This is a genomic window from Roseobacter sp. HKCCA0882, assembly GCF_037805225.1.
GTDB lineage: Bacteria > Pseudomonadota > Alphaproteobacteria > Rhodobacterales > Rhodobacteraceae > M30B80.
In genome coordinates this window covers 337,026-358,621 of record NZ_JBBLYI010000002.1, presented here as the reverse complement: position 1 = coordinate 358,621, position 21,596 = coordinate 337,026, and the positions used below count along the sequence as shown (strand labels likewise).

24 protein-coding genes are annotated in these 21,596 nt (G+C 56.2%); 10 read left to right on the top strand and 14 right to left on the bottom strand.

Translation table 11 applies throughout. The annotated features are described in order from the left end of the window. Positions 1-16: 16 nt before the first annotated feature. From AAC622_RS10020 to AAC622_RS09995, 6 genes are all read right to left on the bottom strand, one after another. A complete protein-coding gene (locus AAC622_RS10020; RefSeq protein ID WP_340262152.1) occupies positions 17-1,336 on the bottom strand; it encodes a M16 family metallopeptidase in 1,320 nt (439 codons plus the stop codon). A gap of 2 nt (positions 1,337-1,338) precedes the next feature. Continuing rightward, a complete protein-coding gene (locus AAC622_RS10015; protein ID WP_340262150.1) occupies positions 1,339-2,682 on the bottom strand; it encodes a M16 family metallopeptidase in 1,344 nt (447 codons plus the stop codon). A gap of 107 nt (positions 2,683-2,789) precedes the next feature. Then, complete coding sequence (locus AAC622_RS10010) at positions 2,790-3,305, bottom strand: DUF3035 domain-containing protein (protein ID WP_340252911.1); 516 nt, start codon at positions 3,303-3,305, stop codon at positions 2,790-2,792. A 45-nt stretch (positions 3,306-3,350) separates the two neighbouring features. Further along, on the bottom strand, positions 3,351-3,824 hold the full coding sequence (gene lspA / locus AAC622_RS10005; protein WP_340262148.1) for a signal peptidase II: 474 nt from the start codon (positions 3,822-3,824) through the stop codon (positions 3,351-3,353). A gap of 10 nt (positions 3,825-3,834) precedes the next feature. Then, complete coding sequence (gene purH / locus AAC622_RS10000) at positions 3,835-5,424, bottom strand: bifunctional phosphoribosylaminoimidazolecarboxamide formyltransferase/IMP cyclohydrolase (protein ID WP_340262146.1); 1,590 nt, start codon at positions 5,422-5,424, stop codon at positions 3,835-3,837. A 352-nt stretch (positions 5,425-5,776) separates the two neighbouring features. Further along, positions 5,777-7,060 (bottom strand): RsmB/NOP family class I SAM-dependent RNA methyltransferase, encoded by a 1,284-nt coding sequence (locus AAC622_RS09995; RefSeq protein WP_340262143.1) that lies wholly within the window; start codon positions 7,058-7,060, stop codon positions 5,777-5,779. Positions 7,061-7,151: 91 nt separating this feature from the next. Here AAC622_RS09995 and AAC622_RS09990 point away from each other — a divergent pair, with 91 nt between their 5' ends. After that, complete coding sequence (locus AAC622_RS09990) at positions 7,152-7,337, top strand: DUF1674 domain-containing protein (RefSeq protein WP_340262140.1); 186 nt, start codon at positions 7,152-7,154, stop codon at positions 7,335-7,337. A gap of 15 nt (positions 7,338-7,352) precedes the next feature. On the opposite strand, the gene AAC622_RS09985 is transcribed toward AAC622_RS09990, so the two are convergent. Continuing rightward, a complete protein-coding gene (locus tag AAC622_RS09985; protein WP_317656744.1) occupies positions 7,353-7,715 on the bottom strand; it encodes a dihydrodipicolinate reductase in 363 nt (120 codons plus the stop codon). Between the two features lie 56 nt (positions 7,716-7,771). Continuing rightward, positions 7,772-8,581 (bottom strand): 4-hydroxy-tetrahydrodipicolinate reductase, encoded by an 810-nt coding sequence (gene dapB / locus AAC622_RS09980; protein WP_340262137.1) that lies wholly within the window; start codon positions 8,579-8,581, stop codon positions 7,772-7,774. Between the two features lie 112 nt (positions 8,582-8,693). Here dapB and rbfA point away from each other — a divergent pair, with 112 nt between their 5' ends. The 8 genes from rbfA to AAC622_RS09940 all read left to right on the top strand — a co-directional run bounded on the left by rbfA (position 8,694) and on the right by AAC622_RS09940 (position 16,179). After that, positions 8,694-9,113, top strand: coding sequence for a 30S ribosome-binding factor RbfA (gene rbfA, locus AAC622_RS09975; protein WP_340262134.1), 420 nt, complete (start codon positions 8,694-8,696; stop codon positions 9,111-9,113). Continuing rightward, positions 9,097-9,876, top strand: a complete 780-nt coding sequence (locus AAC622_RS09970) for a phosphodiester glycosidase family protein (RefSeq protein ID WP_340262132.1) — start codon at positions 9,097-9,099, stop codon at positions 9,874-9,876. The genes rbfA and AAC622_RS09970 overlap by 17 nt, the downstream gene beginning before the upstream one ends. 33 nt (positions 9,877-9,909) lie before the next feature. Next, a complete protein-coding gene (truB, locus tag AAC622_RS09965; protein WP_340262130.1) occupies positions 9,910-10,815 on the top strand; it encodes a tRNA pseudouridine(55) synthase TruB in 906 nt (301 codons plus the stop codon). Beyond that, the gene (locus tag AAC622_RS09960) at positions 10,812-11,318 is read left to right on the top strand and encodes a DUF1643 domain-containing protein (RefSeq protein WP_340262128.1); all 507 of its coding nucleotides are present in this window, start codon (positions 10,812-10,814) and stop codon (positions 11,316-11,318) included. The genes truB and AAC622_RS09960 overlap by 4 nt, the downstream gene beginning before the upstream one ends. 14 nt (positions 11,319-11,332) lie before the next feature. Then, positions 11,333-12,226, top strand: a complete 894-nt coding sequence (locus AAC622_RS09955; RefSeq protein ID WP_340262126.1) for an alpha/beta fold hydrolase — start codon at positions 11,333-11,335, stop codon at positions 12,224-12,226. A gap of 491 nt (positions 12,227-12,717) precedes the next feature. Continuing rightward, positions 12,718-12,987, top strand: coding sequence for a 30S ribosomal protein S15 (gene rpsO, locus AAC622_RS09950; protein WP_317656736.1), 270 nt, complete (start codon positions 12,718-12,720; stop codon positions 12,985-12,987). Between the two features lie 252 nt (positions 12,988-13,239). Beyond that, entirely contained in the window at positions 13,240-15,375 is a 2,136-nt protein-coding gene (pnp, locus tag AAC622_RS09945) for a polyribonucleotide nucleotidyltransferase (protein ID WP_340262124.1), read from the top strand. Positions 15,376-15,543: 168 nt separating this feature from the next. Continuing rightward, on the top strand, positions 15,544-16,179 hold the full coding sequence (locus AAC622_RS09940) for a L,D-transpeptidase (RefSeq protein ID WP_340262121.1): 636 nt from the start codon (positions 15,544-15,546) through the stop codon (positions 16,177-16,179). 35 nt (positions 16,180-16,214) lie between these two features. On the opposite strand, the gene AAC622_RS09935 is transcribed toward AAC622_RS09940, so the two are convergent. The 6 genes from AAC622_RS09935 to AAC622_RS09910 all read right to left on the bottom strand — a co-directional run bounded on the left by AAC622_RS09935 (position 16,215) and on the right by AAC622_RS09910 (position 19,960). Then, positions 16,215-16,868, bottom strand: a complete 654-nt coding sequence (locus AAC622_RS09935; RefSeq protein WP_340262118.1) for a peroxiredoxin — start codon at positions 16,866-16,868, stop codon at positions 16,215-16,217. Between the two features lie 113 nt (positions 16,869-16,981). Further along, a complete protein-coding gene (locus AAC622_RS09930) occupies positions 16,982-17,632 on the bottom strand; it encodes an RluA family pseudouridine synthase (RefSeq protein ID WP_340262115.1) in 651 nt (216 codons plus the stop codon). 7 nt (positions 17,633-17,639) lie between these two features. Further along, a complete protein-coding gene (locus AAC622_RS09925) occupies positions 17,640-17,855 on the bottom strand; it encodes a hypothetical protein (RefSeq protein WP_340262113.1) in 216 nt (71 codons plus the stop codon). Next, entirely contained in the window at positions 17,852-18,718 is an 867-nt protein-coding gene (locus AAC622_RS09920) for an MBL fold metallo-hydrolase (RefSeq protein ID WP_340262110.1), read from the bottom strand. Before AAC622_RS09920 ends, AAC622_RS09925 begins: the two co-directional genes overlap by 4 nt. Before the next feature lie 70 nt (positions 18,719-18,788). Further along, positions 18,789-19,448 (bottom strand): ChrR family anti-sigma-E factor, encoded by a 660-nt coding sequence (locus AAC622_RS09915; protein WP_340262107.1) that lies wholly within the window; start codon positions 19,446-19,448, stop codon positions 18,789-18,791. Continuing rightward, positions 19,445-19,960: a sigma-70 family RNA polymerase sigma factor gene (locus tag AAC622_RS09910; RefSeq protein ID WP_445322632.1), complete on the bottom strand. Its 516-nt coding sequence runs from the start codon at positions 19,958-19,960 to the stop codon at positions 19,445-19,447. Before AAC622_RS09910 ends, AAC622_RS09915 begins: the two co-directional genes overlap by 4 nt. A 337-nt stretch (positions 19,961-20,297) precedes the next feature. On the opposite strand from AAC622_RS09910, the gene AAC622_RS09905 reads away from it, so the two are divergent. Then, a complete protein-coding gene (locus AAC622_RS09905; protein WP_340262101.1) occupies positions 20,298-21,590 on the top strand; it encodes an NAD(P)/FAD-dependent oxidoreductase in 1,293 nt (430 codons plus the stop codon). The last annotated feature ends 6 nt before the right edge of the window (positions 21,591-21,596 follow it).

Sequence of the window (21,596 nt, the reverse complement as noted above, 5' to 3'; positions counted from 1 at the left end):
TCGGAAATGGAACGCGTCAGGGGGCGGTGTTCAGCCCTTCGGGTTGCCCCACAACCACGGTCAGCATTTTATCAACATCCAAAAGCCGTTTTGCGACACGGGCGATGTCCTCAGATGTGACCGCCTCAACGAAGGCATTGCGGTTCGCGATATAGTCAATCGGCATCCCGCTTTGCTGCATCCCTGCCATGATCCCTGCAATGGATCCATTTCCGTCAAAGCGAAGGGGATAGGCCCCCGTCATATAGCGTTTGGCGCGCAGTAATTCCTCGTCAGTTACGCCATTTTCCGCGACATCGCGCAGGATTTGATCGACCAGCTCTAATGCTTGACCAACGGTGGCGTTTGATGAGGAGAATTGTCCAAGCCACATGGGCTGCCAATCGGCTGTCGAGAGGCTTGTGCCAACCCCATAGGTCAACCCACGCTTCACGCGCAGTTCTTCCATCAGCCGCGCGCGGAACCCGCCCCCAATGATTTCATTCAACACGAAGGCAGGGAAAAAATCGGGGTCATCCATCGCAATCCCCTCCATCCCAAAAAGGATCACGGATTGTGGGCTTGGATAGTCAATCACGGCTTGGCGCGTGTTTGGTGAAAACCCTGCCATGCTCGGCAAGGCAGGCCCTGTTTGTGGCAACCCCTCAAGAAGGCGGTCAATGAGATCGCCCAATTCCTCGGCAGTGATGTCGCCCGATGCGCCAATAGACACCCGTGATGTGACCAAAGCATTGCGATGGGCCGTGATCAGATCATCGCGGGTCAAGGACGCAATGCTGTCTGGGGTGCCTTCTTCGGCGGATGCATAAGGGTGGTCGCCAAAGGCCAAGGCATTTAATGTCTGGCCTGCAATTGCATTTGGGTCTTGCGCTTGGCTTGCCAGTATTGACTGAATTTGACCCCGCACGCGTTCAATGGCATCGGCATCAAAGCGAGGATTGCTTAACGCCTCGTGCAAAAGTGCAGCCGCCGCATCGCGATTTTCCGTCAGCATGCGCGCGCTGATGGCCACAGTATCGCGATAGGATGAGAATGAAAATTCGGCGGCCAAGCCCTGCACAGCCTCGGCAAAACCCTGTGCCGTGAGATCGCCTGCGCCTTCCTCAAGCAGGCCTGTCATCATATAGGTCGCCCCGCGTTTGCCGGGTTCATCCAAATTCGTGCCGCCCTCAAAACGAATATCAAGCGCCACAAAGGGGATCGAATGATCTTCAACCAACCATGCGCTATGACCATTGGGGCTGAGGACAGGCTGAATTTGAATTTCCGCACGCAGCGGTGTGATGAGGGACATAACAGCAAAAAGTGCGGCAGAGATATGTTTGACGAAAGGCATGATCAATTCTCCGCCGCCTGTGCTTGGGTCAAATAGCCTGTCACGCGTGGCGCATCTGCAAACAGCGCCCGCGCCGCATCCATAACATCGTCCATCGTGGTGGCCGCAATCACATCTGGCCAGTTTTGGACATCTTCCACCTCAAGCCCTGAGGTCAGGGCCATCCCGTACAGCCGCGCAAGCCCCGAAGCATTGTCGCGCGCATAGATATCCGAGGCCTCATATAGAAATTTGATCCGTTCAAATTGGTTTGGATCAATCCCGCGCTCTAGAAACTCTGCAATGACGTTATCTAGATCGGCTTCCGCTTCTGCAAGGGTGACGCCTGCGCTTGGCATATTGATCAAGGTGAATTGCGTGTCGTCAAGGCTGAGGCCCGAGTAATAGGCAGTCGCAAAGACCGAGCGCTGTGTGTCGAATTGCAAGGCGCGCCCCAAGACGGAGGTAGAAGGGGCACCCCCCAAGATCTCAGCCAACAGGCTGAGGGCTGCGGCGTCTTCCTGCGCGCCATGGTCGCGCTCTGGCGCGCGATAGCTGCGCATCACATAAGGCTGCGCGACCCGTTCATCGGCAAATTCAAATCGTTGATCTTGTGGAAGGGCAGCATCTTCGACCCTTGCGCGGGCGGGCAATTCTGCAGAAGCGAGCGGGCCGTAATGGGTTTGCGCCAGTCTGCGCACCTCCTCAGGGGTCACATCACCCGCCACAACAAGGATCGCGTTATTTGGAGCGTAATAGGTTTCGTAAAAGGCCAACGCATCTTCGCGGCTGAGCGTCTCCATTTCCGTGCGCCACCCGATGACCGGAATGCCGTAAGGGTGGCTTGGATAGGCCAATTGGCGGAATTCTTCGTTAAACAGCGCGCCCGGATTGCTATCTGTGCGCTGTGCGCGTTCTTCTAATATCACGCTGCGCTCGGTCTCCACCTCATTAGGGTTGAGGCGCAGATTGGCCATGCGATCGGCCTCAAGCTCCATCATCAAGGGTAAGCGGTCAGCGGCCACGCGTTGGAAATAGGCCGTATAATCCCACGAGGTGAACGCGTTATCATCGCCGCCATTTTCTTCGACAATGCGCGAAAACTCTCCGCTTTCGCGGGTTTCTGTTTCTTTGAACATCAAATGTTCAAGGAAATGCGCAATGCCTGATTTGCCTTCAGGTTCATCTGCCGCGCCGGTGCGATACCAGACCATATGCACAACGGCGGGGCTGCGGTGATCTTCGATCACAACCGCATCCATGCCATTGTCCAAGGTAAAGCTCGTCACATCGCCAGAGGTTTGCGCGTAGCCTGTGCCGATTGGCAACAATGCAAGCCCCACTAAAGCCGCAATGATCCTGCGCATAATCCCTCCTAGGTTTGCCTATGTGCAAAAACAGATAGGCCGCCGCTGCACAGGGTTCAATCAGCCGCGCGCAAGGGCGCGGTCACAAAGTGATGATCAATGCGGGCTTACTGCGGCTGCGGCTCGGGGGGTGCGGCGGGGGTGCGAATGCCCGCACGGCGCAGACGCTCAAGTTCGGCATAACGATCCAAGGAGATCGGGCGATAGGCGCGGTAATAGACATTCACGCCAAAGACCCGCTCCAAGAGCCGCCCATCATTGTCACGGCGGAAGGCCAAATCTTCCGCAGCCAATTGGTCACGGATGCCCTCTTCAATACCAAAGCGTGTCGCGTGGGCCAAAAGGCTGTTGGTTACACCACCGCCGCGCGCTGCATTTCCGCCAAGCGCGGCAATCGCATCTGACTCAGGGGTTGGGTCGGTGCGGTTTGTGCCACCGGGTGTTGGTTCAGGCAGCGCCGCCAAATCCGTTGGGATTTCAATGGGGCGTGTTGGCAAAATGGCAAATTCATCTGGGCCAGATTGGTTGGCGCGTAAATTCATCAAAGATGGGTCGCCTTGTGAACAGGCGGCAAGGCCCATCAGGGCGCAAAAGGTCAGGAGAATATGCGGTTTGCGGCTCATAAAATCCTCCATGGCACAAAGCACCACGTCATGCCAAGGTTTCTCTCATACCTTGGGCTTTTCGTCATTCGAAAACAAGAGCAACCCGAACACACCCGCAAATATACCGATATCTGCGATATTAAACGTATAGGGGTTATTGATCCCGCAGCAGGACATATTCAGGAAATCCACAACCGCCCCGTGATAGAGGCGGTCAAACGTATTTCCCAAAGCCCCACCTGCCACTGAGCCCGCCGCAATCGCACTAAGTTTGCTCTGGCTGTTGCGGCCCAGCAGGATCATCCACGCGGAAACCGCAAGCGCCAAAGCAATCAAACCATAACGCAGAAGGTCGGGGCTGTTGGCGAAGAGGCCAAAATTTATCCCGCGGTTCCAACCCATGATGAAATTCAGATAGGGCGGCATGACCAAGACATGACCAACACGATCCAGATCAAGCACCAAAAGCATGATCCACTTGCTGGCCTGATCAAGGATGATCCAAAACAGTGCGGCTATAAGTGTTAAACGGGTCATCATGGCCCCCTTAGTGACGGAAATGACGCATTCCTGTAAAGACCATCGCAAGGCCTGCCTCATCGGCGGCAGCGATCACCTCGTCATCGCGCATGGAGCCGCCCGGTTGGATGACCGCCTTGGCTCCTGCCTCTGCAGCCGACAGCAGACCGTCAGGGAAGGGGAAGAAAGCGTCAGAGGCCAAAACTGAACCAATCGCAGGGCTTTGCGCAAGACCAAGGATGTCGGCCATATCCTGAGCCTTGCGCGCGGCAATGCGCGAACTGTCGACACGGCTCATCTGGCCTGCGCCGATGCCAACAGTGGCGCCGTCTTTGACATAGACAATCGCGTTCGATTTGACATGCTTGGCCACCTTCCATGCAAACAGCAAATCGGTGAGCTGCGCATCGGATGGTTTGAGTTTGGTCACGACTTTCAAATCGCTCAGATCAATTTGGCCATTGTCTTTGTCTTGCACCAGATATCCGCCTGAAACTTGGCGGATGGTCATCGCGGCTGCTTTTGGGTCTGCAAGCGCATCTGTGGTCAAGAGGCGCAGATTTTTCTTTGCGGCGAAAATGGCGCGCGCTTCCTCATCTGCACCGGGCGCAATGACAACCTCGGTGAAGATCTTTGTGATTTCCTCTGCGGTCGCACCATCAAGCGGTTGGTTGAAGGCGATAATCCCCCCAAAGGCCGATGTGCGGTCGCAGTCAAAGGCCCGCAAATAGGCCTCGGTCAGGCTTGCGCCGCGGGCAACGCCACAGGGATTGGCATGTTTGATAATCGCACAGGCAGGGCCGCCATCGGGCAAGAACTCGCTGACCAATTCAAAGGCTGCGTCTGTGTCGTTGATGTTATTGTAGGACAGCTCTTTGCCTTGGTGCTGTTTCGCGGTGGCAACGCCCGCGCGGCCTGTGCCATCGGTATAAAAGGCCGCCGCTTGATGTGGGTTTTCGCCGTAACGCAACGACTGCACCAAGCGCCCTGCCACAGCACGGCGGCGCGGTGCGGGATCCCCCAAAGCATCTGCCATCCAAGTTGAGACAGCCGCATCATAGGCGGCGGTGCGAGCATAGGCGGTCTGGGCCAAAGTTTGGCGGAAGCGCAGCGTGGTTTGGCCGCCTTGCGCATCCAACTCGGCCAGAAGGGCAGTATAATCTTCGGGATCGGTCACAACGCTGACAAAACCGTGGTTCTTTGCGGCAGCGCGGATCATCGCGGGCCCGCCGATGTCGATATTCTCAACGCAGTCTTCGTAGCTTGCCCCTTTGGCGACAGTCGCCTCGAACGGGTAGAGATTGACCACCAATAGATCGATCGGCGCGATGTTATGCTCGGCCATGGCGGCTTGGTGATCAGGATTGTCACGCAAAGCTAGCAAGCCGCCATGCACCATCGGGTGCAGGGTTTTGACGCGGCCATCCATCATTTCAGGAAATTTTGTAACCTCGGAAACATCACGCACCGCAAGACCTGCCTCGCGCAGGGCTTTGGCTGTGCCACCTGTCGACAAAAGATCAACCCCCCGTGCGGCCAAGGCCGTGGCAAACTCAATCAGACCTGTCTTGTCAGAAACAGAGATCAGGGCGCGGGAGAGGGGGGCGAGATCGGTCATGGGGTTTCCTTGGCATTTGCATCAATCACGGGGTCGCATGATGCCCCCGTGCTATTGGGCGCGCAGAAAACACCATCCGATGGCGCCCCCATAATCTGCCAGCGTGGAAAAGAGAACCACCTGTTTTGTCGCGCGCGGATTTCGATGGTCGGGGTCAAAGTAAACCGAAGGGCGCAAATCCGCGATGCTGAGCCTCAAATGAACACGGCCCGCAGCCTGATGAGGTTGCGACACGGATAGGGCAGGCACCGATTGCGATCCCCTGATCGGGAGCGGGAGTGATGTCATTATGCTTATAATTCAAGCAGCTGGCCAAGCGGTCTGTCTTGTGTAGCGGCTTGAACCTGCGCTGTCACCGCTTTTGCAAAAGCGCCATGTAAAATCCGTCAATTCCGCCACGATCTTGCCAGTAATGCGGTAAGATACGCAGACCGCCTTCGGCACTGATCCATGCGGGATCAACCCCAAGCGCCTTGGGAGCAAGTGGCAAGACGGCGAGATTAGCGTGTCGTTTCAGCGCGGCTTTGATTTGGTTTTCACCCTCATTGGGCAAGAGGGAGCAGGTGCAAAACACCATGCGCCCGCCTGTGTCCAAAAGCGATATAGCATGATCAAGCATTTGCATTTGCAGCTTTGTCAGCGCTTCCACTTCACGGGCGGATTTGACGAAGGGCAGATCAGGATGCCGTCTTATGGTGCCAGTGGCCGAGCAGGGCGCATCAAGCACGATGATAGGCCAAGGGCCACTGTTGAATTCTAACGCGTCAGCCGTGACCATATCCGCCGAAAGGCCCGTGCGGCGTAGATTGTCGCGCACGCGGCCCATACGGTGTTTCGACAAATCAAGAGCGGTGACCTTCGCCCCTGCTGCTGCAAGCTGCATGGTCTTGCCGCCAGGTGCTGCGCACAGATCAAGCACAGGTTGCCCTGACACATCGCCTAAGAGTTTCACAGGAAGGGCGGCGGCGGCATCTTGCACCCAAAACGCACCCGCCTCATAGCCGCCTAGCGTGGATATTTGGGTTTGGCGCGGCAATCGGATGCTGCCTGTGGGCAAGGGTTCACCTGCCTCGAAGGGGGCGCTTTGGTCGCGTAAGGTGATGTCAATTGGCGCACCTGCCTCATGCGCGGCTTCAATCGCGTGGGTTGCGGTTTCGCCCCATGCCCCCCCAACCGCTTTGCGCAACCAAACGGGCAAGGTTTGTGGGGTCAGTTGCGCCCATCTTGCGCGCCCTTCTTGATCGACCTTACGCAGGACAGCGTTGATCAAACCGGCCGCGCCGCCTGTTGCGCGGCCTTGTTTGGCGATGGCAACAGCCGCGTTGACCACGCCATAGGCTTCGGCTTCATCAAGCAACAATTCTGCAACCCCAAGGCGCAAAATATTTTGGGCCAATGGGTGTGGACGGCGCTCGAGATAGTCAGACAGCAAGGTGTCAATGCGGCCTGTGTGGCGCAGCACCGTTTGGGCCAAACGCTCGGCGCGGGCGCGATCCTCGGGGGCAAGACCGCGCGGTTGGTCGAGATGAGCGACCATCTGGCGGTCAAGATAAACCGCGCGCAAAATGGCCAATGCGGCCTTGCGGGGGCCTAAACCTTGGGTGTCTTGGCGACCCTCTTCGCGTGTCCGCGCCATTTTCTATCCTTGTCTCTGGGTTTCGCTGCCGTATATCACGGGGGAGACAGAGATCAATCATGCAGCCCTTTTGCTGCGCTATGAGGCCGCTATGAGTGAGGCTAAGACGGAAAAGCGTGACCTGCCCCCCGCTGCACAGCGGGCCTTGGCTGAGGCGGAAGCCCGCCGCGCTGAGGCGGAAGCGGTAGAATTGCCCAAGGAGCTTGGGGGGCGCGATGGCCCCGAACCCGTGCGCTATGGCGATTGGGAGAAAAAAGGCATCGCCATTGATTTTTGATGCGGGCCCTGCCGCCTAGCGCAGTGTCAGGTCAGCATAGATACCCGCACCCTCATCAGCCGTAAATCGAAGGGTGCCCTCCCGCTCCTCCACCAATTGGCAATTATATTCTAATGGCTCTGCGCCAAAGCTGAGATTGCGGCAGAAATAGCCATTCTGCCACGCCCAATCCCCCGTAACTGGGCGTCCAAAGGCGCGTCCCGTGATGTCGCCATCAGGCTCAACCGTCAATCGAATGCCAAAACGGGTAAGTTCGCGCCCTTCGATCAAAGAAACGAACCTTGCGCGATCCGTCACGGGCGTAAAGCCTTCCGCCGCTGCGGCATCCGCCACAATCAAGACACCAAGCATTGTGCCGAGCGCCAATCTGTTCAGCATAGTCTGCTCCGTAACCAACATCTATTGCTGTGTTACGAAAGATAGAGCGGCTTAGATCACAGTCCAAGTACATCCAGCATAGAAAATTCACCTGGGCCTTGGTCTTGTGCCCAAATAGCGGCCTTGAGGGCGCCGCGCGCAAAAATGGCGCGATCCGTTGCAATATGGCGCAGGACAAGACGTTCCCCTGCCGCCGCAAAGATCACATCATGCTCGCCGACGATATCGCCGCCTCGAATGGCGGAAAAACCTATTGCGCCCGCCTCACGCGCGCCCGTGATCCCGTCACGGCCTGCATCGCGGACATCTGCAAGGGAAACCCCGCGCCCCTCTGCGGCGGCTTCGCCGAGCATGATGGCCGTGCCAGAAGGGGCATCAACCTTGCGGTTGTGATGCGCCTCCACGATTTCAATGTCGAAATCCTCATCCAATGCAGCGGCCACCTGTTTGGTGATCTGCACGAGCAGGTTGACCCCAAGGCTCATATTGCCTGCGCGTACGATGGTGGCATGGCGGGCAGCGGCTTTGAGTTTTGCAAGCGCTGCATCATCCATGCCCGTTGTGCCAATGACATGGGCCACACGGGCTTGGGCCGCCAAAACCGAATGCGCCACCGTGGCTTCAGGCGATGTGAAGTCGATGATGGCTTTGGCTTTGGGCAAAATTTCAAGAAGGTCGTCCACGACTGGCACACCCATCACACCGCGCCCCATGGCCGCGCCCAAATCCTGACCGATCCATGTATGGCCTGGGCGTTCGGTGACGCCGACCAAATGGGTGGCGGGGTTGGCCTCTACGGTTTCGATCAACATCCGCCCCATGCGGCCTGATGCGCCTGTAATGATGATCCCGATTGACTCGCTCATGCCATCCTCCTGTGTTCCCTTCCCTCTACCCCAAGCGATGCAAATCGGAAAGCCCGCGCTTGCGAGGCGGGCCATGATCGCCTAGATGCGAGAGAGACTGAGGAGAGTGCGGATGGCAAAAAACAAGTTCCATGAGGGGCCAGGCCCGTCACAGCGCCAGTTGCGCGTGGGCGAATTGATCCGCCGCACCCTGTCCGATGTGCTGAACCGCGGCGAAGTGCATGATGCAGAGCTTAATCGCCTGTCAATCACAGTGGGCGAAGTGCGTGCGACCCCAGACCTCAAAGTGGCGCATGTTTATGTGATGCCGTTGGGCGGTGGTCACCGCGAGGAAGCCTTGACAGCGCTGCGGCGCAACACGGGCGAATTACGCCGCGCCATCAGTCGTGAGATGACGCTGAAATATGCGCCTGACTTGCGGTTTTTGATTGATGAAACCTTTGATCGCATGGACGAGACGCGCCGTATGTTTGCCGATGAAAAAGTGCGCCGCGATGTCGAGGCCCCAGATCGCGATGACGGGGAAGATTAAATCACTGCTTTTGGGCGCGTTATGTGCGCTGGGCGGAGGCGGGCCTGCAGTCCTATGGGCGGATCAGGCGCCTGTATCTTGCGCGGATTTTCGCTTTGAGGAAACGCCCTTCACCGCTTGTGAAATTGATTTGACCCGCGCTCAGATGCGGCTCTTTCTACGCGATGGTGCGGGCGAGATTTTTGGTTCCTTCCTCAATGTGGCAGACAGCTTACCTGAAAATCAGGTTTTGGCCTTTGCGATGAATGGCGGGATGTATCACACTGATCGCCGACCTGTCGGTCTTTATGTTGAGCAAGGCCAAGAGGAGATGCGGATCATCACATCTGATGGGCCAGGTAATTTTGGCCTTTTGCCAAATGGCGTGTTCTGCCTGAATGCGGGGAAGGCCGCGGTGATTGAGGCGCGCAACTTTGAAGCCGCGCCACCCGTTTGCGAATATGCGACACAATCTGGCCCGATGTTGGTGATTGATGGTGCGTTGCATCCTGCCTTTTTGCCCGACAGCACATCGCGATATATTCGTAACGGCGTTGGCGTTCGGATGGAGGGGACATCTGTTGTGGCGGTGATTTCTGATGCGCCTGTCACATTCCACCAATTTGCCCGCGTGTTTCGGGATCATTTCGCCATCAACAACGCGCTGTTTTTGGACGGAAACGTATCCCGCTTCTATGCGCCGCAATTGGGGCGCGCGGATTTCGGTTTGCCCCTTGGGCCGATCTTAGGGGCTGTGGTTGACGCGCAAACAGGCCTAGAGTAACGCGACCCCTCTTGGATTTTGGAAGGATCACGCATGGCACGGCGCAAACGGGGACGCGACATCTCAGGCTGGTTGATTGTCGATAAACCTGCGGGGGTGAGTTCCAACTTTGTGGTGAACAAAGTGAAATGGGCGTTGGATGCGAATAAAGCGGGCCATGCAGGCACGCTTGATCCTGAGGCGACAGGTCTTTTGGCGGTGGCGCTTGGCGAAGCAACCAAGACGGTGCCTTACATCACCGATGCCCTCAAAGCCTATGAGTTTGAAGTCACCTTTGGCACTGCGACCAATACTGATGATGCTGAGGGCGAGGTGATCGCGCGCTCTGACCTGAGGCCCAGTGATGACGATATTCGTGCGGGCCTAGCCGCGTTTCGGGGGCATATCACGCAAATTCCGCCGCAATATTCAGCTGTGAAAATAGATGGCCAGCGCGCCTATGCCTTGGCGCGGGCGGGCGAAGACTTGGAACTATCCGCGCGACCGCTTTACGTTGAGACGCTTGATCTGGTTTCGCGCAAAAACCCTGAGTCTGCGGTCTTAGAGATGGTCTGCGGCAAGGGTGGTTATGTGCGCGCGATTGCGCGCGATTTGGGTGCCGCATTGGGCTGTTACGGCCATGTTGCGTGGTTGCGCCGTCTGTGGTCGGGGCCTTTTGACTTGGACGATGCTGTGAGCTTGGAACAGGTTGAATTGGCCGCAAAAACCACGGCGCTTGATGCGGCTCTCTTGCCACTCGAACATGCGTTGGACGGTTTGCCACATTTGCGCGCAACCTCAGAAGGCGCGCAGCGCCTGCGGGTTGGAAACCCTGGGCAGGTGATGGATGCTGCACCCAATTATGGTGATCAAGCATGGGCCAGTTTTGAGGGGCGGCCTGTTGCCATTGGGCGGTATATGGGGGGCGAGCTGCATCCAAGCCGCGTGTTCAACCTTTGATCCGCCGCGCGTTCCAAAAGGGTGATGCCGCGTCAGAGGCGGTCTATTCCGATTGCGAGGCCTATCGCTATAGCCTCACGCGGATTTGGGAAGGCGCAGGCCAGCGCGTGGGGTTTGTGATGCTGAACCCCTCCACCGCGACCGAGACGCAAAACGACCCCACAGTCGAGCGCTGCGAACGGCGTGCCCGCGCGCTTGGGTTTGGCAGCTTCACAGTGGTGAATATTTTCGCATGGCGCGACACAGACCCCCGCGCGATGCGTGCCGCTGCTGATCCGATTGGGCCTGCCAATGATGATGCCATTTTAGGATGTGCAACTGCGGCGCATCAGATCATCTGTGCATGGGGGGCGCATGGGGCGTTTTTGGGGCGGGGGGCGCAGGTGGCGGCATTGCTGCGCCAAGTTGACAAACCGCTTTACCATTTGGGATTGTCGAAGGAAGGTCATCCCAAACACCCGCTCTATATTCCCTATTCGACCACGCCAATTTTGTGGAATTGATCTTGGAGGCAACGATGCACAGCGCGATTTCAGGTTTTGTGAAGGAACAAATCAAAACCAACGGGATCACGCTTTCAGTGCATCATGGCGGTCATGGTGCGCCCTTGATTTTGCTCCATGGCTATCCTCAAAACCATATGTGCTGGTCAAAAGTCGCGCCCGATTTGGCCCGCGATTTTCATGTGATCATCCCTGATTTGCGCGGCTATGGTGAGAGTGAAGTTGTCGCCGCCGATGAAGAACACCGCATGTACTCCAAGCGTGAGATGGCCTTGGATGTGGCGGGAGTGATGGATCATTTCGGCATCGAACAGGCCCATATTGCGGGGCATGATCGCGGCGCACGCGTGGCCTATCGCTTTGCTTTGGATCATCCTGATAGGCTTGAGCGTTTGGCGATTTTGGAAATCGTTCCGACCGTTGATTTTTGGGCGGCATGGGATGCGGAATTGGCGATGAAGGCCTATCACTGGACGTTCCTTGCGCAGCCCGCCCCTTTGCCCGAGCGGATGATCGCGACAGATGGGCCGGCCTATATGGATTGGACATTGGCCTCATGGACATATGCCAAAGATCTAAGCGCCTTTTCTGACGCGGCCTTGGCCGCCTATCGCGCCCAAGCGGCTGATCCTGCGCGCATTGCAGCAATGTGCAACGATTACCGCGCGGGCGCATTTTTTGATCGCGGATTGGATGCAGAAGATCGGGCGGCGGGTCGTATGATCACGGCGCCCCTCTGCTTTCTCTGGGCTGAGGCAGGCTTTCCCGCGCGCACGGGTGATCCTTTGGGGATCTGGCGGGCATGGACGGAAAACGTGACGGGGCAGGCCGTGGCCAATACAGGCCATTTCATGCCCGAAGAACAGCCCGAGGCGGTTTTGGCCGCCTTACGGGCGCATTTTCTTTAGGACGTGCCTCCAATTGCGCGCAGATGGATATTGTCGGGATTTAGGCCCGTCTTCTGACTCATCCAATTGAAGATCAAACATACCTGCAGCGGCATAGCCCGCTGCGATCAAACTGATCAAACCCGTAAGCGCAAGCATCACCCACTCCCGCACATTATGCGATACCCTCAAACGATCACCGGATTTGCGTGAAGTGACGCGAACCTTGCCCTAATGGCAAAATCTGATGCTATGGCAGCAGCAGATGCGTGATGCCAAGCGCCGATGAACGGCGCATGGCGAGGCTGAAAGATGCCATAAATCGCCGAGGTTTGGATAAAAATTTGCGCTCAAGGTTAACAGACCTGTGCGGCACAGATCAAAAAAGCCTTTTCATTTTCGCGATTCCCCCCTATGTGGCCGCAATCCACGGTGCTAGCGCCGTGGGGAAATGGCCTTGCTGGACGACATCCCGGCCTGTGCTGCAACCCTCTAACGTAAAGGAGAGCCCGATGTCGATTACTGCTGAAGAAAAGAACCGTTTGGTCAAAGAATTTGCCACCAAAGAGGGCGACACTGGTTCCCCCGAGGTGCAGATCGCGATCCTGACATCGCGCATTACTACGCTGACTGAGCATTTTAAAACTCACGCCAAAGACAACCATTCGCGCCGTGGCTTGCTTAAGCTTGTTGCTCAGCGCCGTAAGTTGCTGGATTATGTGCGTGGGAAAGACGAAGCGCGTTACCAGTCGCTCCTCGAGCGTTTGGGCATCCGCCGCTAATCTTTGCCTTTATCAGTTTGAAGCGCCCGCTGATCCCGTCAGCGGGCGTTTTTCATTTGGTCATTGGATATTTCAGGCGCGATTTCTGTCTATGCTTTTCATATCGCACAATCTGCGCTATGTGGCGCGCATCTGAGACGTGACGCAACGACCCCGGCGCATGGGATGATGAAGGGGGTCGGCGGCAATGGGGCCGCCAATGAAACGGAAGACCCGAGAAGGCTTGGGAGTGCTTCCACACAGGAAATGATGATGTTCAACGAAGTGAAAAAATCGATTCAATGGGGCGAGGAAACCCTCACCCTAGAAACGGGCAAGGTTGCCCGTCAGGCAGATGGTACAGTGATCGCAACGCTTGGGGAAACCAGCGTTATGGCAAATGTGACCTTCGCCAAAGAAGCTAAGCCAGGTCAGGATTTCTTTCCGCTGACTGTGCATTACCAAGAGAAATACTATGCCGCAGGCAAGGTGCCTGGTGGCTTTTTCAAGCGCGAAGCGCGTCCTACCGAAAAAGAGACGCTGACCGCGCGCTTGATCGACCGACCCATTCGCCCTTTGTTCGTTTCGGGCTTCAAGCACGAAGTTCTCGTGATGTGTACGGTTCTCAGCCATGATTTGGTGAATGATCCCGACATCGTTGCGATGATCGCCGCTTCTGCAGCGCTGACCATTTCGGGCGTGCCTTTCATGGGGCCGATTGCAGGCTGCCGCGTTGGCTTTGAGGATGGGGAATACATCCTGAACCCGACCGTTGACGATATGCAGGGTCTGCGCAACAACCCCGACCAGCGTTTGGATCTGGTTGTGGCGGGCACCAAAGACGCCGTGATGATGGTTGAATCCGAGGCCTATGAGCTGACCGAGGATGAAATGCTCGGCGCGGTCACATTTGCCCATGAGCAAATGCAGCCCGTGCTTGATCTGATCATTGATCTGGCAGAAGTTGCGGCGAATGAGCCGTTTGATTTCACCCCACCTGATTACAGCGCGCTGTATGAAAAGGTGAAATCCTTGGGTGAAGCGCAGATGCGTGACGCCTATGCGATCCTTGATAAGCAAGACCGTGTTGCCGCTGTATCCGCCGCAAAAGAAGCGATCAAAGCGCAGCTTTCCGAAGAAGAATTGGCAGATGAAAACCTTGGTGCGGCACTGAAGAAGCTGGAATCTTCGGTTCTGCGTGGTTCGGTTGTGAAAGACGGTAAGCGGATTGATGGCCGTGCCTTGGATGCGGTTCGTTCGATTGTCAGCGAAACGGGTCTTCTGCCCCGCACGCATGGCTCGGCGCTGTTCACCCGTGGTGAAACTCAGGCCTTGGTTGTGACCACGCTTGGCACAGGCGATGATGAGCAATTCATCGATGCGCTGCATGGCAATTTCAAAGAAAACTTCCTGCTGCATTACAACTTCCCCCCCTATTCTGTGGGCGAGGTTGGGCGTGTTGGCTCACCAGGTCGCCGTGAAATCGGCCATGGTAAGTTGGCTTGGCGTGCGTTGCAGGCGGTTCTGCCTGCGCCAACGGATTTCCCTTACACGATCCGCGTGGTTTCTGAGATCACAGAGTCGAACGGGTCTTCCTCAATGGCTTCGGTCTGTGGTGGTTCCTTGTCTATGATGGATGCAGGCGTGCCGTTGAAAGCCCCTGTTGCGGGTGTGGCCATGGGTCTGGTCTTGGAAGAAGATGGCTCCAACGCTGTTTTGACCGATATCCTTGGTGATGAAGATCACCTTGGCGACATGGATTTCAAAGTGGCAGGCACTGAAGCGGGGATCACCTCGCTGCAGATGGACATCAAGGTTGCAGGGATCACCCCTGAAATCATGAAAAAGGCGCTTGCGCAGGCAAAAGCAGGGCGGATGCATATCCTTGGCGAAATGGCCAAGGCATTGTCTTCGGCCAATGCGTTCTCGGCGCATGCCCCACGCATTGAGACCATGCAAATCCCAACCGACAAGATTCGCGAAGTGATCGGGTCTGGCGGTAAAGTGATCCGCGAGATCGTGGAAACCTCGGGCGCCAAGGTTGATATCAATGATGATGGCATCATCAAGATCGCAAGTGCGAACCAAGACGCCATCAAAGCGGCCTATGATATGATCTATTCCATCGTGGCTGAGCCTGAAGAAGGCAAGGTTTACAAAGGCAAAGTTGTCAAAATCGTTGATTTCGGTGCTTTCGTGAATTTCTTTGGCAAGCGCGATGGCCTCGTTCATGTCAGCCAGATCGAAAACCGCCGTCTGAACCATCCAAGTGATGTTCTTCAGGAGGGCCAAGAGGTCTGGGTGAAGCTTTTGGGCTTTGACGACCGCGGCAAAGTGCGTTTGGCCATGAAAATGGTTGACCAAGAGACTGGGGAAGAACGCAGCGAAGAAGAAGCATCAGTGGAGTAAGCCCCGTCTGAGACTAAGAAAACCCCCGCAGCCTTGGTTGCGGGGGTTTTTACCAAGGCGTCACTGACGCAAATGTTAACCGCCCCAATGCGTGATGTTCTTGTGTCATTAGGGGCAGTTGCGGCATATTTCGGCTAATAAATTGGCCCCATAACGATGGATTTTGCTATGGATCGCAGACAGTTTCTTGCAGGCAGCGCCGCTTTTCTTGCGACCCCAGCCGTGGCACAAGATGCCGTAGGCTTTGACGAGACGATTGAGCGCCCCGAACCACAAGGCCCAAACCCGTGGGGGTTACATCCCCGGCTGATGCCGACACGGATTGTGCATAAGGCTGGCATGGTGCCAGGTCATGTGCATGTCGACCCGATTGCAAAATATCTATACCACATTCTCGATGATGGCACGGCTATGCGCTACGGCGTGGCTGTTGGCCGTTCGGGTCTGCAAGCGCCTGGGCAATATACGATCCGCCGCAAGGTTGAATGGCCCAGTTGGCAACCGACAGCCGCGATGATTGCGCGCGAACCAGACCTTTACGCAGAATTTGCAAGCGGTGTCCCCGGTGGGCCAGAAAACCCATTGGGTGCGCGCGCGCTTTATCTTTATGACGGGGGTCGCGACACCTATTTGCGCATTCATGGCACGCCACAGCCTTGGTCAATCGGCACCAGCGCGTCATCGGGCTGCGTGCGTATGGTCAACGCGCATGTCATCGAGCTTTATGAAAAATTGCCGATTGGAACGGTCGTGCATTTGCACAGACCGAATTACGCCATCACAGGCAACGGCACTGCCGCGTAAAATAAAAAGCCCCCGAGTGTCGGGGGCTTTTTTGATTAGCTTGGCTGTTTCGTGGTGCGCAGGTAAGGCAATTTCACATCAATCTCACCAAACTTTTCACGCGCTTGATCGTCATTGAGCGATAGGGCCACGATCACATCTTGGCCATGTTGCCAATTTGCAGGTGTTGCAATTGGCTGTCCGAAGGTGGCTTGCAACGCATCCAGAGCGCGCAAAACTTCGGCAAAATTGCGCCCAACCGACATGGGGTAGGTCATGATCAATTGCACCTTCTTGTCAGGCGAAATGATGAAGACCGAGCGCACGCTTGCACTATCTGCGGCGGTGCGACCATCGGGCAGGTAGGCCTCGGCTGGCAGCATATCAAAGGCTTTGGACACGGTCAGATCAAGGTCTGCAATGATTGGAAATTCGGCCTTGGCGGAAGCAAAGCTTTCAATGTCTGATTTCCATTTGCCATGCTCTTCCACGCTGTCCACGGAAAGGCCAATAACTTTGGTGCCGCGCTTGGCCCATTCTGCACCAAGCTGCGAGACTGCGCCGAATTCCGTGGTGCAGACGGGTGTAAAATCTTTGGGGTGAGAGAATAAAATGGCCCATTGATCGCCAATCCAGTCATGGAATTTAAAGGTGCCATGATCGGTGATCAGTTCAAGATTGGGGACAATGTCATTGATACGTAAGCCCATGAGGGAGGTTCCTTTTTTGCCGTTACCCCCTCGATATAGGAAAGCTAACTCGCGCCTTACAGGTCCAATCTTTAGAATTATTCTAATTATGGCATGACAAAGCGCCGCAGTTCCTAGAACGGGTTTTTCGCACGAAAGGTCATGCCACGCCCGCCATCAGGGTGGCGCAGACGCAGGGTTTCTGCGTGTAACATGAGACGCGGAAAGTCGCGTGCAGGCCCTGTAGCATAGAACGGATCGCCCAAAATTGGATGTCCCAATTCCCGCATATGGACGCGCAATTGGTGCGAGCGGCCCGTTTGGGGGAACAGCCGCATCCGTGTGCTTGTCTCGTCATGCCGCAAGACCTTCCATTCCGTCACCGCCGCGCGGCCCGTCTCGTGGCAGACTTTTTGCAAGGGGCGGTTTGGCCAATCCACAATCAGGGGCAGATCAATCACGCCCTCTTTGCGGTCAACTTGGCCCCAGACCAAGGCGAGGTAGGATTTCTTCATCATCCGCTTTTCAAATTGCAGCCCCAAATGGCGCTGTGCGGCAGGGGTGCGCGCGAAGACAATCACGCCTGAGGTATCCATATCCAGCCGGTGCACCAACAGGGCCTCAGGAAAGGCGGCTTGCAGGCGGGTGATCAGGCAATCCTTCAGATGCTCCCCCTTGCCTGGAACAGATAAAAGACCTGCGGGCTTATTGACGACCAGCAGTTCATGATCCTCATGGATCAATTCAAGGGGCGTGTTTGGGGGGCTGTAGACGAATTCGGTCATCGGAGGCTTAGGGATGATCGCGCGTAATCAAACGCCATGCTGACCAAATCGCGCTGCCAATGAAAAACCCACCCGCAATGATGCCAATCTCTGCCATTGCGGGGCCAGATGGCAGGCCGCGATACGCGACAGCACCGCCAAGCGCGGCCACACCCACCAAGGAAAAGCAGAAGCGAAACCAAAGCTCGGCACGATCGGGCCCGAATTTTCGCTTTTTATTCATGGGTTTGGCCCTTCTATCACACATCCATCGTAACCGATGATGATTTCGCCTGAGAACGCATCTGCACAGGCCGCGCGCCAGTGATCGGCTGTGATCTCGGGGTCATCTGCGGGCACAAGGTGGTGCAGGGCCAGACGCGGCACGCCAGCAGCTTGTGCAATTTCAGCAGCATCACGCGCCTCTGTATGGGCGCGCACAATATGCGCTTTGAGTTTTGCCCCATCGCCCGTGGTGCGGGCGACCAGGCGATCCACCCCTGCCTCAAGCATGGCTTCGTGGATCAAGAGATCACATCCACGGGCGAAATCGGCCAAAGGTGGGAAATATGCGGTATCGGCTGAAAAACAGACTGACCAGTCAGGGCTGTCAAAGCGTAGCGCAAAGCAATCAATAATGGGGGGGTGATCAACCCGCAACGCGCGCACCACTAGGCCATTTGACAGATTTGCCACGATGCCCTCATCATATTCGGTGATCGTCACCAACCCGCGCAAATCGGGACGGCCTTCATCATCGATGCGTAGGTCAATATCGAAGGCGAGGGATGCAAGGAACCCTTCCCATACTGCGCCAATGCCTTTGGGGCCGTAAACATGGACAGGGGTGGCAAGGCCAGATGTCCAAGCGGTGTGGATCAATCCACCCAATTCCAAAATATGGTCTGAATGAAGATGGGTGATGAAAATCAGATCAAGCGATTTGAGCGAAAGCCCTGTCTGCACAAGCCCCTTGGATACACCAAGTCCGCAATCCACAACACAGCTGCGCCCTGCAATCTCAAGCAAGCTAGAGGTGGGCATTGGGCCATTGGGGCGAATTGCAGGCCCGCCTTTTACACCCATAAGCACGACTTTGTTGGACATGAGAGCGCCCTTTCGCCTGTTCACGCCCCTGCCTAGCCAAGCAGGGCGTGAATGGAAAGCGGCCAGTTGATCAGATGCGCAGGAATGTTTGCGCGATACGCGGCAAGAGGCCTTCAAATCTCAGGCGCGCATCAGTGGCAATCAGACAAACGCAATCTTCGCCCGCCTCAGCCACAGGGGTGTGGTTCATGGTTTCATCGCCAATTTCGATGTCACCACGCCCGAAACGGTCGGTTTCATCACGATAGGCCCCTTGAAGCACCAAGGTCATTTCGGTTCCGCGGTGTGTGTGGCGGGGCATCGCTTGGCCCGCTGGAATGAACAAAAGCCGCGCGGTGGCGTCCTTGCCTTCGCTGATAATCGCTTGCTTGCAGCCCATCCCAATCAGGCGCCATTTCACATCCGCCAAATCGCACCCAATCGTATCGCGCAGCGGGGCAGGGAAAATGTCATCTTCTGGCCAAGTTTGATTTTGCGAGCTGGCCGCTTCTGATGCGGCGCTTTCATTAATAAGGCTCAGGGTTTTGGAAAGGCTGTCCTGTGCAAGGGGGGCCTCGTCCATTTCGTCTAGGATGCAGCCGCCAATCGCATCAAAGGCATGCAGCCTTGCGCGGGCGTCATCACTGAGCGAGACATGAGTGGCGACAACAAGATCGAAAGCCGCAGGCAAACTGCCTGCTGCGTAGCCGATCAAAAAGTCGTCACTGATATGGTGTTTTACTTCGGTCATTTGGTCGCTTTGCTCATGTTATGACGCAATCTCTCTAGCGCCAACCTAATTCTCGATTTGATCGTGCCAAGGGGCAGGCCTGTTTCTGTTGCAATCTCGCCATGGCTGAGATCCCCAAAATAGGCCTTTTCGATCAAAACTCTTTGTTTCTGAGGTAGTCTTTTAAGGGCTTCGGCCAGTTTGCGGCTCTCTTGTTGGAGGGCAAGAACATCTTCTTGGTCGGGTTCTACCTCTGGCCCCCATGGTAAATCTTCTGGCTCTGGTCGTGCATATTTGCGCAACAGGTCAATCTTGCGGTTCCGTGCAATGGTGAAAATCCATGTCGCAACCGAGGCCCGTGCGGGATCAAACAGATGTGCTTTGCGCCACAAAGTGGCCATTACATCCTGCATACATTCTTCCGCCAGCGCCTCATCCGCGCCTGACTTGATCAAAAAGGCCTTAACGCGTGGGGCGAAATGCCGAAACAAAGCAGCGAAGGCCGCTTGATCACGATCTTGCGCAATCGCCATCACTTCGGCGATCCATTCGCAGGACTGCGCTTTGAGGGGGGGAGGGGTCAGCGGTTTTGACATCAGCGGTTCCGCATCAGCGGGGGCTGACTCATGCCGACCTTGCGCGCAATGTGCATCGCGAGGGTTACCTGCCGTCAAGTTATGAACATCAAGATCGAGCATAACACGGTTACGCGCAGGTTACAGGGTTGGATCAAAAAATTATCGTGAGGGCCGTCCGCCCTTCGAACTTTGACGCACGCTTAGAAAAAATTGAGGCAATTTTTAATCCAAGGCGCGACAGGGGGCGTAAACTTGGCTAGACAGAGAAAGAACACTAACAAGGAAAACATCCGTGCCATTTGAAACACCTCCCGCCCCCCCTCGCACTGTGGCCGTCATCGGGGGAGGGATCTCAGGGATGGGGGCCGCTTATTACCTTGCGCCAAATGCCAACGTAACCTTGTTTGAAGCGGAGCATCGCCTCGGTGGGCATGCCCGCACTGTGGTTGCAGGCCGCCACCGCGATCAGCCTGTTGATACGGGGTTTATCGTATTCAACTACGTCAACTATCCCAATTTGGTGCGTTTGTTCGAAGAGTTGCAGGTTCCTGTTGTCGAGAGTGACATGAGTTTTGCGGCCTCAATCGGGGGCGGGGCGATTGAATATGGCCTGCATTCGCTTAAGGCGCTCTTCGCGCAACGCAAAAACCTTATGCGGCCGCAATATCTGCGCATGTTGGCCGACATCATGCGCTTTAACGCGCAGGCGGTCAGTTTGGCCAATGACAGCTCACAAACGTTGGGTGAGTTCATGGATGAGTTGGGTATGGGCGCGTGGTTTCGTGATTACTATCTGACCCCAATTTCTGGCGCGATTTGGTCGACCCCGAAAGAGGAGATCATGGATTTCCCCGCCCAGGCCCTTGTGCGGTTTTTCCAGAACCACAACTTGCTGCAGGCGTCAGGCCAACACCAATGGTGGACTGTGCATGGCGGCTCTATCGAATATGTCACGCGGCTTGAGCGCGCGTTGAGCGCGCGCGGGGTGACCATCGTCACCAATGCAGGCGTGGACAAGGTCAAGCGCGTCGCGGGCAGTGTTGAGATCCGCCGCGATGGCCAATGGCAGCGCTTTGACGAGGCGGTCTTTGCAACGCATTCTGATGACAGTTTGGCGCTCTTGGCGGATCCGACCGCGCAAGAACAAGCCGCCCTTGGCGCAGTCCGCTATCAGCCCAATGAAATGGTGTTGCACGCAGACCGCCGCGCGATGCCATTGCGCGAAGTAACATGGGCAAGTTGGAATTACACCGAGCGCGCAGGCCATAGCGGTGGCCCAATTGATCTGACCTATTGGATGAACCGCCTGCAACCCATCCCAAAATCTGACCCGCTGTTTGTGACATTGAACAGCCGCGGTGAAATTGCAGATGATTTGATCTATGACACAGCAACCTTCCATCATCCCGTTTATGATTTGGCCGCATTAGCTGCGCAAGGCACAGTGCGGGCCATGAATGGCACCGGAAACACTTGGTTCTGCGGGGCGTGGATGAAAAATGGGTTCCACGAGGACGGGTTGGCCAGTGCGATTGATGTGGTCAATGCCATGGCCGAACGGGATCGCATGGTTGCGGCGGCCTGAAGGGAG

Bases quoted from the DNA above. Each gene is read 5' to 3' on its own strand.
- AAC622_RS10020 (WP_340262152.1), bottom strand. From the start codon at position 1,336: ATGCCTTTCGTCAAACATATCTCTGCCGCACTTTTTGCTGTTATGTCC.
- AAC622_RS10015 (WP_340262150.1), bottom strand. From the start codon at position 2,682: ATGCGCAGGATCATTGCGGCTTTAGTGGGGCTTGCATTGTTGCCAATC.
- AAC622_RS10010 (WP_340252911.1), bottom strand. From the start codon at position 3,305: ATGAGCCGCAAACCGCATATTCTCCTGACCTTTTGCGCCCTGATGGGC.
- lspA (WP_340262148.1), bottom strand. From the start codon at position 3,824: ATGACCCGTTTAACACTTATAGCCGCACTGTTTTGGATCATCCTTGAT.
- purH (WP_340262146.1), bottom strand. From the start codon at position 5,424: ATGACCGATCTCGCCCCCCTCTCCCGCGCCCTGATCTCTGTTTCTGAC.
- AAC622_RS09995 (WP_340262143.1), bottom strand. From the start codon at position 7,060: ATGGCGCGGACACGCGAAGAGGGTCGCCAAGACACCCAAGGTTTAGGC.
- AAC622_RS09990 (WP_340262140.1), top strand. From the start codon at position 7,152: ATGAGTGAGGCTAAGACGGAAAAGCGTGACCTGCCCCCCGCTGCACAG.
- AAC622_RS09985 (WP_317656744.1), bottom strand. From the start codon at position 7,715: ATGCTGAACAGATTGGCGCTCGGCACAATGCTTGGTGTCTTGATTGTG.
- dapB (WP_340262137.1), bottom strand. From the start codon at position 8,581: ATGAGCGAGTCAATCGGGATCATCATTACAGGCGCATCAGGCCGCATG.
- rbfA (WP_340262134.1), top strand. From the start codon at position 8,694: ATGGCAAAAAACAAGTTCCATGAGGGGCCAGGCCCGTCACAGCGCCAG.
- AAC622_RS09970 (WP_340262132.1), top strand. From the start codon at position 9,097: ATGACGGGGAAGATTAAATCACTGCTTTTGGGCGCGTTATGTGCGCTG.
- truB (WP_340262130.1), top strand. From the start codon at position 9,910: ATGGCACGGCGCAAACGGGGACGCGACATCTCAGGCTGGTTGATTGTC.
- AAC622_RS09955 (WP_340262126.1), top strand. From the start codon at position 11,333: ATGCACAGCGCGATTTCAGGTTTTGTGAAGGAACAAATCAAAACCAAC.
- rpsO (WP_317656736.1), top strand. From the start codon at position 12,718: ATGTCGATTACTGCTGAAGAAAAGAACCGTTTGGTCAAAGAATTTGCC.
- pnp (WP_340262124.1), top strand. From the start codon at position 13,240: ATGTTCAACGAAGTGAAAAAATCGATTCAATGGGGCGAGGAAACCCTC.
- AAC622_RS09940 (WP_340262121.1), top strand. From the start codon at position 15,544: ATGGATCGCAGACAGTTTCTTGCAGGCAGCGCCGCTTTTCTTGCGACC.
- AAC622_RS09935 (WP_340262118.1), bottom strand. From the start codon at position 16,868: ATGGGCTTACGTATCAATGACATTGTCCCCAATCTTGAACTGATCACC.
- AAC622_RS09930 (WP_340262115.1), bottom strand. From the start codon at position 17,632: ATGACCGAATTCGTCTACAGCCCCCCAAACACGCCCCTTGAATTGATC.
- AAC622_RS09925 (WP_340262113.1), bottom strand. From the start codon at position 17,855: ATGAATAAAAAGCGAAAATTCGGGCCCGATCGTGCCGAGCTTTGGTTT.
- AAC622_RS09920 (WP_340262110.1), bottom strand. From the start codon at position 18,718: ATGTCCAACAAAGTCGTGCTTATGGGTGTAAAAGGCGGGCCTGCAATT.
- AAC622_RS09915 (WP_340262107.1), bottom strand. From the start codon at position 19,448: ATGACCGAAGTAAAACACCATATCAGTGACGACTTTTTGATCGGCTAC.
- AAC622_RS09910 (WP_445322632.1), bottom strand. From the start codon at position 19,960: ATGGCGATTGCGCAAGATCGTGATCAAGCGGCCTTCGCTGCTTTGTTT.